The sequence below is a fragment of the Streptomyces paludis genome (assembly GCF_003344965.1).
Taxonomy (GTDB): domain Bacteria; phylum Actinomycetota; class Actinomycetes; order Streptomycetales; family Streptomycetaceae; genus Streptomyces; species Streptomyces paludis.
The window spans coordinates 6,276,146-6,290,497 of the sequence record NZ_CP031194.1 but is presented as its reverse complement, the minus strand read 5'-3'; the positions used below and the strand labels follow the sequence as shown (position 1 = coordinate 6,290,497).

General features: G+C 69.2%; 5 protein-coding genes. All 5 read right to left on the bottom strand.

Going from position 1 to position 14,352, the window contains the following annotated elements; genetic code table 11:
• Nucleotide 1: 1 nt before the first annotated feature.
• The 5 genes from DVK44_RS27860 to DVK44_RS27840 all read right to left on the bottom strand — a co-directional run bounded on the left by DVK44_RS27860 (nt 2) and on the right by DVK44_RS27840 (nt 14,299).
• Nucleotides 2-2,479, bottom strand: coding sequence for a sensor histidine kinase (locus DVK44_RS27860; RefSeq protein WP_114663044.1), 2,478 nt, complete (start codon nt 2,477-2,479; stop codon nt 2-4).
• Nucleotides 2,476-5,769: a phospholipase D-like domain-containing protein gene (locus DVK44_RS27855; protein WP_114663042.1), complete on the bottom strand. Its 3,294-nt coding sequence runs from the start codon at nt 5,767-5,769 to the stop codon at nt 2,476-2,478. Before DVK44_RS27855 ends, DVK44_RS27860 begins: the two co-directional genes overlap by 4 nt.
• Nucleotides 5,766-9,464, bottom strand: coding sequence for an AAA domain-containing protein (locus tag DVK44_RS27850; RefSeq protein WP_114663040.1), 3,699 nt, complete (start codon nt 9,462-9,464; stop codon nt 5,766-5,768). Before DVK44_RS27850 ends, DVK44_RS27855 begins: the two co-directional genes overlap by 4 nt.
• Nucleotides 9,465-10,865: 1,401 nt before the next feature.
• Nucleotides 10,866-12,701 (bottom strand): hypothetical protein, encoded by a 1,836-nt coding sequence (locus DVK44_RS27845; protein ID WP_114663038.1) that lies wholly within the window; start codon nt 12,699-12,701, stop codon nt 10,866-10,868.
• A 509-nt stretch (nt 12,702-13,210) separates the two neighbouring features.
• Nucleotides 13,211-14,299 carry a tyrosine-type recombinase/integrase gene (locus DVK44_RS27840; RefSeq protein WP_114663036.1) on the bottom strand — a complete coding sequence of 363 codons (1,089 nt, stop codon included), beginning with the start codon at nt 14,297-14,299 and terminating at the stop codon, nt 13,211-13,213.
• Nucleotides 14,300-14,352 lie beyond the last annotated feature (53 nt).

The following is a 14,352-nucleotide window of genomic DNA, read 5'->3' as shown; positions in this document are numbered from 1 at the left end:
GTCAGACGCGCGGCAGCCACACCTTGAGATGGGCGCCACCCAGGGGTGAACGTTCCAGGATCTCGATGGTGCCCCGGCATTCCTGCACCAGCTTGCGCGCCAGTGCCAGCCCCGATCCCCCACTGCCGTTGCGGGAAAAGGTGCGGCCCACGCGCAGCGCCGCACGCTCCTCCTCGGTCAGGCCGGGCCCGCTGTCCTCCACTTCGACGTTGCACCACGGGGCGGGCTCCCCGCCCTCGGGTCCCCGGTCGGCAGTCCTCAGCCGCACGACGATCCGCCGCTCCTCGTCGTCGTCCACCGTGCCCAGCGCCTGCGCCGCATTCATCAGCAAGTTCTCCACCGCGATCTTGACATACACCTTCACCGCGTGGACGTGCAGAGGTTCCGGCGCCGACGTCCACACGTCGATCTGCACGCCGTACTCGTGCTGGACGGCCGTCGTCACCTCCTGAACCGCCTGCACCAGGTCCGCGCGTTCTGCCGGCCGCAGGAAACCGGCCACCGCGTCCTGGTAGTGCTCACCCCGGAACTGGCTCGCCCGGTCCCGGAGCCGGTCCAGGACGCCACGGGCCTCGGGCGGCAGAGAACCCTCCAGCCGGGAGAGATCGTCCAGGATGCTGGCCACCCGGTTGTCGTTGCGGTGTCCGATCGCTGTTATCGCCTGGTCGGTGAGCGCGACCCGGGCGTGCGCGTCGGCCTGTTCCACACGCTCCAGCAACGCCCGCAGGGAACTTCCCGCCAGTTTCTCGGCCTCCTCGGCGAGCAGCCGTCCCAGACCCGAGCGGAGCGTCACCCAGGTGTCACCTTGGGCGGTGAGCAGTCCGTGTGAGGTGAGTTGCGAGAGGGCGGCCTCCACATCGAGCAGGCGCACCGTCTCCGTGTCGAACTCCACGGGCACGTCGAAGAACGTCATGTCCGCCGCCAGGTCGGCGGCCCGGAACGGTACGTGCTGGTGCAGCGCGTACGCCATACCGAGGACGGCACCCTCGTTCAGACGCAGCGGCCCAGTCAGCACGGCGCGCAGGTCGTCGCGAGTGCGAGGGTTGCGGACGGCGGCCAGCGCACCGAGGGTCAGGGTGCGCGAGGATGGCAGCCTGGAGAGCAGGTCGCCCAGGAACCGGGGCAGGATCACCGGGTGGGCTCCGGTCTCGTAGTGCAGGGTGTCCATGACTACGGCCTCCGCCGACACGGCGAGCAGGTCCAACAGCCAGGCGAGTCCCTCGCGCGGGGGCACGCCCCGGCCGAGCGCGACGCCCGTGTCGGGATCGGAGATCCCCTCGATGCCGAGCTGGGGGACGAGCACCCGCAGCAAGTTCACGCGGCGGGTGGCCGGGCCCGCGGGCGTGCCAGGCGCGGGCTGGGCGAACAGGCGCAGCAGGTCCGTCGCGGTGAGGACGGCGACGCCGTCGGGGCGTCCGGTGGGCTCGCGCTGCGTACCGGTGGTGCGGAACCAGACGAGGGGCCGGAGCAGGTCGTCCGGGGGCGGGGTGTGTTCGTCGGCGATCCACAGGACGGCGCCGGTGTCCCGGTGGAGGGAGGTGCGGGGCAGCCGGGCGTCGTTCAACCCGACGAACGCCGTACGGAACCCTCCGGCCTCTTCGACGACGGGGAACCGTACATCCTCACCGAGCAGGTGGCCGAGGGCGCGCGCGAACGCCCCGGCGGTCGCCGGCTCTGGTCGGGCGACGAGGTCGTTCAGCGCCAGGACGGCTTCGCGACCCGTTTCACCGACGTCGGTGAAGCGTCGCAACCGGTGGTCCGCAAACGCTCCCTCCAGGTAATGCGGAAGGATTTCGTCCAGCCGACTGCCGAGCGCGGGATCCCACAGGGGCGGGCGCGGCACCGCTGCCGGGCCGCCGTTCTCCTGCTCGGAGTGCGTGGACTCCAGCAGAAGCCGGGCCGCGGGGAACTCGCCCGCGCTCAGGCAGTCCTCCACGGCCTTGCGGTCGACCCGGTCTTCGGGAAGTTCGGCCAGCCGCCGTTCGAGCCGCTCACGCACACTCCGCTCCGCCGGGAGGATCCTCGTCTCCCGTTCCCCGTCGAGCAGTTCGCTCGCCCTGGAGGTGCGCAGGTTCACCGCGTCAAAGAAGCCGTCGGGCGGGGAGGCCGGGTCGAGTCCGGCGCGGATCGCCCGCTCGCCGAGGAGAGCGAGGTCGCGTTCGGCCTTGGCGAGGGCGTCGAGCCGGGCCGCGGCCAGCACGTCCCTGATCCAGGCGGCGTCCACCGGGTCGGTGTCCTGAAGCGTCGGCCCGTCGGCCGCGCACTCGGCGAGGAACTCGTCCACCAGCTCGAAGTGCCCCTGCCTCAGGAGCCTTTCGACACTCTCGGTCGTGGTCAGCGGGTCGGCGAGACCCGCCAGCACGTGCGCGGCGGCCTGGTCGAGGGTGCCGCTCCGTCCGCCGGAGAGAGCATCGGCGAGACCGGGGTGGCGCCAGCGTCCAGGCCACTCCGCGAGGACTGACAGCAGTGGCTCGGTCATGTCGCCCTCCAGCGGGCCAGTTCTTCCAGGTCCGCGAGGAAGGCGTCCGCCAGCCGTCCCTCGGGTCCGGTCAGCGCGGCCGTCGCCTCCGACAAGGCGCGCCATCGGGCGGCCAGCCAGTCGCCGAGTTCTCGCGCAGCCGCCAACTGCCCTTCCCCTTCCTCGTGTCCGGCGGAGTCCGACAGGGGCGCGACGGTCGCCGCCTGGTCGAGGACCGGTTCCAGGCGCTTCAGATATCGCTTGAGATGATCGCCGTGCATCGGCGGGTGTCCCGGGGAGACCTCGGCGCCGACCCGTTCGATGAGCCGGGTCAGGTCCTGCACGGCCGGTGCGGACCGCCAGGCTGTGAGCCGGCCCGGGGCACGCTCAGCGACGATGTCGGCCAGCACGGCGAACTCTCCCGCTTCCCGGTCGAAAAGGGCGCGGTGGGTGCGGTTGCTGACGGTGTTGTCGAAAGCGGAGGCGCGGGCGTGGTCGAGGAGTCGCTCCAACACCTCCCACGCCTGTGCGCGCGCCCGGTCCTTGCCGGTGCTGCGCAGGTCGCTGCGGACCAGGTCCATCGGTACGGGTACGTAGCTGTCGGTCCAGTACCGGCCGGTGCGCTCCGCCAGTTCGAGCCAGACGCCCTCCACGGTGTCGGCGAGGAACGCGCTCAAAGCGTCGGCGGCACTCTGACTGCCCTGGAGCAGCACCGCGCCGACTGCGGCGAGCAGGGTCGGCTGGACCTCCGCGGGAGTCATGTCGGACAGTACGAGGTTCTCGATCGCGTCCGTGAGCCGTGGGGTGCCCCGGGCGGCGGCGAGGAGGGCCAGGCCCGGGCGTGGCCGCAGGTCCGGGTCGGGCAGGGTGTGGCGCAGGATGGCGGCCTGGACGAAATCGTGGTCCTGCCAGCGGTCCCGTACCAGCCATTCGGTCCAGTGGGACCGCCGGGCGGTGTCGGTGCCCGGGCCGGTGGCGGTGCCGGGTGTGGTGAGGCAGCGGGCGGCGGCGATCCGCAGCAGGTCGGTGGGGCCGTCCTCGCCGAGGCCGTCCAGGACCTCCCACGGGTCGGCGGCGTCGGCGAGGACCCGCCGGACGCCCTCGGCGTCGGGCGAGCCGTCGTCGCGGCGCTGCTCCAGCAGCAGCCTGGCACTGCGGAAGCCCGGTCCGGGCAGGACGAGCAGCGGTTCGGCCTCCGGTTCCGGCCGGGCCACGAGTGTGGCGCCCAGGGCCTCGGCGACGGCATCGGCCACCTCCTGGCCGGTCAGTCGCACGCTCAGCTCGGACGACAAACGTCGGCGCCCGTAACGGCCCTCGAACGAGAGGTAGTTGAAGCTTCCGACGACGGCTTCGTCGTCCCAGACGATGGCCTTGGCGTGGTTGGCGCCGTCACCGTTCAGGGTGAGCAGGTCCGGGAATTCCTCGCGCAGTGCGGCGAGTGTGGCGCGGGCGATCTGCCAGCGGTTCTTGGCCTGGCCGGCGTCCGGCGGTCCGGGGTGGACGAGCGTCACCCGTACGCCCCGTTCCAGGCAGGCGCGCAGGTCGGTCAGGAACGCCTGGTCGACGGCCTCGTCGGACAGTCCTCCGGAGGCAATGACGAGCTGATGCCGGGACTGCGTGAGGGCGGTGCGCAGCAGAGTGCGGTGGGCGCTGTCGGTGACCGGGCGTACCGAGGGCAGGACGCGTTTGCCGAGGAAGTCCCGGCAGCGGGAGACGTGGTCCTGCCAGTCGCCTGCCCACAGCCGTACGGCCGTATCGGAGGCGGAGTCCTCCTCCGGTGGCCCGATCGCCGGGGACGGCGGTTCGTTCACTTCGGCCGTGGTGGGCGACGGGGTACCGGAGACGGGGCGGGTGCGGACGGTCTGGCTGTGCTCGTAGGAAGGGACGGCGGTGCGTACCCAGTCGAGGAGTTCGCGCACGACGGTCTCGCCTGTGCCGTCGCGGGCGGTGAGTTCGACGCCGAGTTCACCCCGGGAGCCGTCGGAGGACAAGGGGTTGCGACTGGTGACGAAGGCGGTGCGGTGGTCAGCGACCACGAGTTTGGCGTGGGTGCGACTGCTGGTGCGGGGCAGGACGACACGGCGCAGGATCCGGCCGCCGGAGCCTCGGGCGAGGTCCTCCAGGGCATTGCGGGTCTGCTCGTCGAAGGTGTCCTCGTACTCGCTGTCGGAGCCCGGCCCCCAGACGAGGACGAGGGTCACGCCGCGCTGGACGGCTGCGGTGAGGGCGTCGAGATGACTGCCGAGAGCGCGATAGCGGATCCAGGGACTGACGACGACGAGCTGTTGCTGTGCATCCGTGATGAGTGCGTTCAGGGTGCGAGCCTGGTCCGCACCGTCGACGATCCGCACCTCGATCTCCCGCTCGACGCGGGCCCGCAGCAGTCCGTCCAACTGTCGTGCATCGTCGGCGAGTTCATGGTGCCAGGCGCGGCGCTGCCCGGCGGGGATGCCGGGTGCCTGGGCAACGCGGCGGGCCAGCCGGTCAAGGGCCTTCGGTGCCGAAGGGGGCTCGGCGAGGATGGTCTGAGCCTGCCGTCGCAATTCCACGAAGACGGAGGCACGCGGGTACTCGACGGCGAGCTGGGTGAGGCGCTGCGAGGCGCCTTCGCGTAGTTCCGCGGGCATGCGCTCGTCGACGACGGTGACGGTGAGCCGTTCGTGGTCGTCGTCCCAGTGGGAGGTCACTATGAGGTCGATCCACCGCTGTCCGGTGGAAGTACGCAGTCCGGGTGGCGGTATCCGGTACGAGTGGACCTGCTTGGCGCGGGGTCCGACGGCCGATGTGCGGGTGCCGTCGGCCAGGGCCTGGTGGCGTTGTTCGTCTCTGCGCAGTGACTCGCGCAGCGCCTGGAGGATGTGGGCCTCGGGTGCCTCGGCGAGGCTGACGCGGATCCCTTCGAGCGGCATGGTGAAACGGGAGTTGGGCGGCTTGGACCAGCCGGAGGCCGGCAGCACCCGCATCGCCAGCTTCTCGATCATCAGGTCGCGGGTCTCCTGTGCGCTCTCGGCGCCGCGCAGCCGCTTGAGATCCTCGTCCCGCAGGCACTCCGCGACGAGCCGGGACACGGCGACGGTCCTCTCGACGGTGTTCGCGGTGAGGTGGCCCTGCCGCCATAGGTCATAGACGAGGTCACGGATGAGACGGCTGCCGAGGTGGAGGTGTTCGACCAGCTGCGGTACGTCGTCGAGACCGGCGTGGATCGCGCGCAGGACAAGTTCCTCGATGGGCGACAGGGTGTCGCCGTAGTCCATGCGGACGTGGACGCGGACCACGTCGCAGGGCACGTAGACGGTGGTGACGGTGTTCAACTGGCCACCTCGGGCAGGACGGTGGCGGCGTCATAAACGTGCCCGTAGTGGTCGACAGCCTGGCAGACCTCGGCCCAGAACGGGTCGTTGTCGTCGTGGAAGCGCGAGAAGTGCCCGTAGTCGCCGACGACGACGAGCAGGCGTCTGGCCCGGGAGAACAGGACGTTGATGAGGTCGCGGCGGGCCAGGTGTCCGTAGCTCTCGGCGGCGCTGCCCTGGCCGCGGACGCGGTTACGGACGAGGGACACGACGACGATGTCGGCCTCGCGGCCCTGAAAGGCGTGCACGGTCTGCACGTACTTGGCGAGGCCGACGTCACGGCGGAGTTCCTCGGCCTGGAGCCGGTAGGGGGTGAGCACGGCGAGGGGTTCGGTGCTGTACCCGTGTCGGCCGGGGACCGGTTCGGGGTCCAGGGAGCGGACGACCGCCCGGACGACTGCCGCCTCGCCCTCGTTGCGCCAGTGGGGTTCTTCGACGCAGCCGGGGAGCCGGGCGGTGTCGACCCATACCAGGGAACGTTCCCTGAGCCAGTGGGGAGCGCGCAGCGGGGAGGGTTCCTCGTCGTGGTGAGTGGCGAGGCCGCCGGGCTTCAGCCCGTCCTCGGGGGCGGTCTCGCCGGGTTCGAGGGCCCGGGGGTAAAAGACGCGGCTGACGACCTGGGCGATGGGTTCACGCATCCGGAACTGGGTGGAGAGCATCGCCACGGGCCGCTCTCTGAGGCCACCGGACCGTTGCACGAAGAGATTGCGGAACAGGTCGAACGCCTCGACGTACTTCTGCCGTTGGTCGCCGGCGACAGCAATGCCGGTGTTGGGGTCGCCGACGCAGGAGTCGAGGAAACGCACCACTTCGTCGCGGCGATGGGCGGGCAGCTGGAAGTGATCGCCGATCAGGGTCCAGCGGATGCCGCGCACCAGCGGGATGGCGAGTTCCGTCGGCCATGCCTTGGCGGCTTCTTCCACGATCACCCAGTCGAACGCTGAGGCGCCGCCCGCGGTGCCGATGTTGCGGGGGGTGGCCGTGGCGCAGGTCGCGAAGACGATGTTGGCGCCGCGCTGGAGCCGGTCGCCCAGCTCGGGAAGGATGGAGTGCCCGTCGCGCTGGTCGAGGAGGTCGTACCAGCTTTGGAGAACGGGCCGTACGGTGCCGTCGATACCGCTGTCGAGCAGGCCCTGGACACGTCGGCGCATCTGCCGGGAGCGCCGCACCACGAGTTCGTCGCGGAGCCATGGGCGGACGGCCTCGTCGGGGGTGTTGCGCCGGGAGACCATGCGTAGGGCGATGGGTACATCGGAGAGTCGGTCGGTCGGTCCGTCGTCGTCGCGGGCCCCGATGTCCTTGAGGATGCGCGCGGCGAGGTTGTCGAGGGTGAAGTTGGACTGGGCGGAAACCAGGATGCGGTGGGTTGGTTCCTGTTTGAGGTAGGCGGCGACCGCTCGGGAGGTGACGGTGGTCTTGCCGGTACCGGGCGGCCCCTGGAGGGCGAAGAACGGCTGGTGGGTGAGGATGTCCCGGACCGCTTCCCGGCCGCCTTCGAGGAGTCCCTCTCCGGCGTCCTTCCAGCGGTTAGGGAGGGTCTTTATCGCGGTGGGGTTGCGCAGCCGGGAGGTCAGGGGGGCGAGCGCGAACAGTTCGAACCGGGCGTCGACCTGACGGCTGAGGACCGCCTCGGTGCCGACGTCGTCGGCGGGGCGCATCCAGCCCCGGGAGGGCAGCCTGAGTTGTCCCGGTTTGCGACGCAGGACGACCCGGTCCTGGCCCTCCCGTCGCACCACATTCGCCAGGACACCCTGGACGCTGCCGGGCTTGCGATCACTGTCGCTGTCGTACACCTCGACCTCGGAGCTGCCGCTCTCCTCGTTCTCCAGCCGCCCGAAGAAGTCCCCGAAGGGCGGGCGGAGATCGGTGTACCCGGCGTACTTGGCGAGCAGCGCACGCCGGTAGATGCGGTCCCGGTCCCGGTCCCGGTCCCAGTGGACGAGGATCTCCTCGGCGCGTCCGTGCTCGGCGGCGGGATCGGTACGGAAGGGGTAGCGGCGGGCCTGGAGTTCGACGCCCTGATACTCCAGGAGCCAGTCGATGGCCCGCTGGTAGTCGAGCTGTGCCTCGGACTTGGAGCCGACCGGCCTGATGGAGTCGACGAGAGTCTGCCAGGACGGGCGGTCGCGGCGCAGCGCGTTGAGCCGGATCAGCGGCATCCGGTAGTCGATGGGCTGGACCTCGGGCAGGGACCGGGAACGGGAGGCGTTCTCCAGGCTCTTGAGGCGGTCGTTCACGGCGTGTACGTCGCGCTGCGCGACGTACTTGATGACGAGGACCTCGGGCATGGGTTCGCCGAGTCCGTACCCGGTGTTAGGTGGGCGCAAGAACTGTCCGAACCACAGGGCGCGTTCGCCTACGAGGACAACCGTGGCGAGACGTTTGGCCTCGGTGGACCCGCCGCCGACGAACGGGTCGGCCCCGTCCTCCGAGTACAGGACAGTGGCCTTCTTCAGGTCGGCGCGCAGGAGTTCGGCGGTTTCGCGGATGCCGTCGTCGGTATCCGCGTCGAAGGTCAGCCACTCCCAGCGGCCGAGCGTCTCGTCGCTCTTGTCGGGCATGAACGCCAGCAGGTAGGGCAGGTCGCTGGTGACACCGCCGAGTCCGACGACGTTGCTGTCGTGGGTGTCGCTCAGCTCGTTGACGACCTCGGTCGAGGTGGGACGGTCCTCGTGGGCGGGGCCAAGCATGCGCCGCAGCAGGCCGCCGAGTTCTGCGGGTATGTCGGCGGTGCGCAGACCGGCCCGAAGATGGTCGCCGAGACGATCGAGCAGGTCGTGGGTTTCGCGGTACTCCTCCTGGGTCTCGGGCAGCCGACTGGGGACGAGGTCCGTGGGCAGCGGCCCCACGAACCATTCCCAGGCCATCACGGCGAGGCTGTATACGTCGGCCGTGGCGTTCTCATGGGCCGTCGCCGTCCGTTCGTCGAGAGGCAGCAGAAACTGCCATCTCTCGGGTGGCATATAGGCCAGGATGGCCGGGCCGCCACCGAGGAAAAGATGGCGCAGAGTGCCGGGCGCGGTCTGCGAGTCGAGGGTGGGGCCGCCGCCGAGCAGGCTGGAGATGAAGGCACTCATCTCGAACCGGGCGAGTCTGAGCCGCGGGGTGCCCCGGTAAGCGTCGACGACATCGACGCTGTGCGGTGACAGGTTGCGATGGGCGAGCCCGAGGTCATGGAGGACGGCGAGTCCATCGGCGAGGTGCTCGAACTGACGCAGCGCCTCTACGCGGTCCTGCCGGTAGGCGGCGGTACCGTACACAGCCAGGGTGTAGTCGGAGCCCTCGGCCGCGACGAACGCGGCGCCGTCGACACGCGCGCCCGCCGCCTCGACTGCCTCCCGTTCCTGATAGCCGCCGCCGAGCAGTTCGGGGAGGGCGGGGTGGGCGAGCCCGGAGAGCCGGGACAGCGCCCTGACCTCCTGATCCCACATCAGACCCCCGAGGTCGGACAGTCCGAGGTGGACGGAGACGTCGACGATCCGGGCGGTCAGGGCATCGCCCTCCAGGAGCTGGCAGGCGTAGAGCTGACCGGGCAGCACTTCACGGACTTCGGGGTCGCCGTCGGGGAGGACGGTCTCGTACGGGCCGTAGCGGGCAGTTCGTTCGTCGCAGCAGAAGTGCCGGATCAGCCGTTTCGCGTCGTCGATCGCCGCCACAGTGACTCGCCCCCCCAAGGTCCCCGTCCGTGCGCGAGTTCAGTATGACGGACGAGCTGCCCCGTGTGCCCTGTTTCGGATAGCGCTGCTCGACGGGTTAAGCCCAATAATTCGATTGACCCGCGCTATCTGATCCAGGACGACCACCTAACACGCCGTCAGAAGCGGCGTCGAACGAGCGTCAAGACATTTCCCGAACCCGTCCCTCACGGAGTTGAGGCAGAGCGTTCTCGACCACGCCCCCGCTGCGAAACCGCACGTGAGACACGTGGCGGGAACCTGCAGCATGCTCCACGCGGTGGACCTACGGAACCATGTCGGCACGACCCGCCCGCAACCTGGCGAATCAGAAAATCAGCAGGTCAAAGACCCTTTGCTGCGGGCTCAAGAATCGCCACGCACTCCACGTGCGACGTCATCGGAAAGATGTCGGCCTGGACGCAGGCAGGAAAGCAGCAGGTCAGCGATGCTTTTGGGTCCCATATGAGAGCCTCAGGGCGCCCAGAGCGTCAAATGAGCGTCACGGCCCTACATCGGTCACCGGAACTCTGGCGCGTCATGGCTACCCGTAGTAGGCAGCGCCTCCGGTACTGAGTCTCACGCCGGTGGAGTCACGTCGGTGCGCCCAGTACGTACGAGAGTCCCGGCGTCACAGGGGCAGTGTGATCGGACCCGCTGACGAGGCCGATCGGGCCTGGGAAGCTCATCCCGCCTGTTGCATGTCGCCCAGGGACGGAGCCACCTACTTTGATCATCTTGGACTCGAACATGCTGTGGGGCGTCTCCCCTGACAACGCTAGCGTCGTCCTGCTCAAGACCATCCGTGCGACGGGGTGCGAGGCGCCACAGTCCCGTAGACGGGCATGGGGAAGCTGCCCGTCCAACGGGCGCTGCCTAGATCATTCTCGACTACGAGGAGCCTCGCGCATGGCTTCGTACGGACCGAGACCATGCCTCGTGCGCCGGGATTGAGATCTGCGGGCCGACTTCGGTCGGGACGACCTCCGCTGGGCGCAAAGGGAGGCCCTCCATGACCGCCTCGACCGAAACGTACAGCGGGTAGGCGCGAAGGACAGCGAGAGCAAGCAGTTCCTGGGGGCGGGGATGAGGCTGGTGGCAGCCGCCGGTGTAGCCGCCCTCGGGTTGGGCGTGGCATTCATCGGCGGCAAGATCGCTGGATCGAGCGAGGGCGGTTCCGAGGAATCCCTGTAGGACTGAGGCTGGTCCTCTGGAGTGGCCCCACCGCAGGTCAGGCAGCAGGTGACTAGCTCGTCCTGCCACGTCGGCACAGCACACTCCTCTCCATGTAGCTGTGCGTGCCAACGTGCGGCAGGTGTCCCAAGCGGCGCCTACAGGACAGGATTCACCTGATTGCAGCTTCTGGGGCTTACGGCGTCGGTGTCACCGGTGCCCCTTGTCCGGCGGCGTCGTCCTGGTGCCAGCGAGCAGTTCGGGCCATAGGCGTCGCGCGAGATCGGCAGCGGCTTTCACCATGCGGGCGTGCGCTGACGGAGCCGATTCCGGATCCAGGACAGTCGGAGGGTGCATGCTGTGACTCCTGCCGCGGACGATCGAGCCATGATCCGGGAACCGTCCAAGGACCGGGGTGCCGTAGCGGGCGAGTTGCTCCTCCACCGCGTGATCGAACTCGTCAAGAGCCTCGTCCTCATCTGCCCGGGGCAGGAGTAGCAGACCGGTCACGGGGAGATGCGCTGTCTCGTATGACCAGTTCTTCTGGCGCCAGGCGATGGCGGACTCGGCCGGGGTAAGCGCCACGGCACCGGCGGCCCCGAGTGAGGAAGGAGGAAGAGCGAGATGCCGCTGGTACCGGCTGGCTTCTCGTACCAGGAGGCGGACATCGGCGAGCTGGGTGTACTCCGCTTCCTCCAGGAAATAGTCCGAGTCCCGGGAGACCAGCAGGACCCGGTCGGCAAAGCGACGGGCTTCCGCCACGGTGGAGGCGACCGGTCCAGCCGACCGTGCAGGCTCCCGCAGCCACAGTTGCCCGGGCGGGGAAACAACGCGCAGCCTCTGCCACCCGGCCTCCGACGCAGGGCTTGACGCGGTAGCCCAGTCCGGCCGACTCCGATCCCGCAAGCCGAACCCTTCGTGGGCCCGAGCTGCTACCACGGCGGTAACCAGGCCCTCGGCCGCCCAGGCCGCCGCGATCCGTTCAGCTACCCACACGAGCTGGTCCCGGCCGCCGTCGCCCAACAACTGCAGGACCGCACCGGAGCGGTCGGTCTCGACCGGCCCGGACTGCTGCTGTGCACGTGGGCGGCTGATGCGGCGGCGTTCACCCAGCATCGTGAGCGGCAGGGTGGGGCGCGGCGGCTCCGCAGTGATCGGCGCTTGGCGGCTGCGCACGGTGAGCACACCCCGGCTGTTCCAGCGGCCCGGGTGGACCGCTCGGATCGTGCACTCCTCGGTGCTGCATAGGTGGTCGAGCGCCGCGAGGCCGTAGCCGACCACCGGGTCGGTAAGTACGGCCAGAAGGCGTTCGTGGTCGAAGTGCGGCCCGGCGACCCGGCGTTCAAGGGTCCAGTCGAGTCCGTAGTCAGTGATGTGGGTGCTCAGATGTACCCCGGCATAGCCGGCTAGGCAGTCCCACAGGCGCGGACGCCGGAGCAGGCGGCTCCCGATGGCGGAGGACGCCCCGAGTTGCCGCACTAGGCTTCGTGCGACTGGTTCCTGTCGCTTGGGCCGGGGTTCGGTGTCCTGCGGATCCCAGCGCACGGTGTGTCCCGACGACTCGGTCTGCTTCCTGTGGGCGGCGAGCAGAACCTCCAGGTCCACTCCGTGCGGCCCGGCGACTCGCACCACGGGTGCCGGGCTACGACCGTACCCTTCCGCGTTGTACACCCACTCGCGGAACCCGAACCGCAGTCGGGTGCGCACCGGCTGAGCGGTCAGTTCGCGCACGCCCTGCCACGGCCCCCGCTTCGTACGCAGCGGCAGAAGATCGAGCAGAGCCCGCACGTCTTCTGCCCGCTCGACACGCAGGTCCAGGCCGTGGTCAGTGATCTTGGCTTCACGGATCCCGAACGGACGCTCGCCGCCGGTCGTCGCTCCCAGTGCGGACAGCAGTGTGGACTCCAGCAGCGCCTGGCCCGACCAGCCGGCGTCCGGGATCAAGTGGTCGTACCGGCTGCGGTTGCCCAGCCGTCGACGCGCATCCTCCAGGGACTCGCCGGTGAACTCCGCGGCCGCGTTGCTGATCTGATCGATGTCGAACATGATGCGGTCCTCCGAGCCGCCCCCGACCTTGGCGGCGAAGCCGCATTTCAACCCGGATACAGAACGCGACGAACAGGATCTGAACGGCGGACGTGGGATCTCTGTCGATGCTTGAAGGTCGGGTCAGCATCCAGAACTGGCCGCGTCAGAGGCCAGGCACGGCAAACCATAGCTCACGTACGCCCAGTCGCGAGCAGCCACGCGCACACATCACCCGCACGGGTGGCTGGTTCAGACGAAGCAGGGCCCGATGGCGCCGCCTCGGCGAGTTCGTCGACTTGCCCGTCGCTGCACCACTCTGGGCCCCGGCATCGGGCCGCGTCTTCCTCTCGCCACAACCTGGCCGTTGTTGGGCTCGGCACCGACACGGACCGTGGCGATGAGGGAGTGCCCAGCGATAGCGAGGAAGCGGCCACCGGGCGGCCCGCCCGGAGCTGATACGCAGGCTTTCGGGTTGCTCAGCCCGAGACGTCTTTGCCCCGTCCGTTAAGGACGGGGCAAAGGAACGTTCATGGGGCAATAGTAAGCGGGGTTTCCATGCGTTTCCATGCTCCGAGGACGGCTTTGTGGGCGTCCGGCTGGAGGTGGGCGTAGCGCTGGGTTGTCTGGAAGCTCTCGTGTCCGAGGAGGTGTTGGACCTCGTAGAGCGAGACTCCCTTCTGGACGAGCCACGAGGCGCAGGTGTGGCGCATGGAGTGCGGCGGGTAGTGCGGGACGAGCTGCTGTTCGCCATCGTCGTCGAAGTAGTGTGCGCCCTCGATAGCTGGCCACCAGGTCTGCCGACGCCAGTTACCGTCATCAAGGCGGCGGCCGACCCTGCCCTTGGTGATGGTGGTGAACACGACGGCGTCCCGCTCCAGCCGGTGAATGTGGCGTTCGAGGGCCTCCAGGACGTGGGGTGGGAGCGGGACCTCCCGGCGGCTCTTGGAGCTTTTGGGGTACTCCTTGATTCCGCTCTTGGTGTTGACCTCTACGACGAACAGGCGTGAGCGGCGCTGGTCGACGCGGTGTCGGTGCAGGCCGGATAGTTCTCCCCACCGGAGCCCGGTGTAGAGGCCGAGCAGGCACATGGTGCGCCAGGCGGCCGGGAGTTCGTCAAGAATGCTTTGGGCTTGGTCGAGCGTGAACCACTGCGGCGGCTTGACTGCGATGGCCGGCAGGTCGATGTTGCGGCAGGGGCTCACCGCGATTACGTCATCATCGACGGCCGCGCGCATGATGGAGGACGTCAGGTTGTAGGCCCGCTTGATCGCGGAAGTACCGGCGCCGTTCTCGATCAGGACACGGATCCAGCTCTGAACGTCCATACGGGTGATGGCCCGCATCTCCCAGTCCGCCCAGTGAGGCAAGATGTGGTTCTTGATGCTGGACGCGTCACCCCGCAAAGTGTGGGGCTCGACCACACGAGCGTCCCACCAGCGGTCGTGCCATTCGCGGAACGACGCTTCACCGGCCCGCGGATCGCGCAGGCCCCTGCGGGCGAACTGCGTCTCCTGCTCGATGCCCCAGGCCCGCGCCTGGGCTTTGAGAGGGAACGACTCGCTGAACCGGTCTCCGGCCCGGTTGCGTACGGTCGCCTGCCACTTACCGGACTTCAACTTGCGCAGATACGCGGTACTACTCCTTTTATTCGAACGCGAGGAAAACTGAG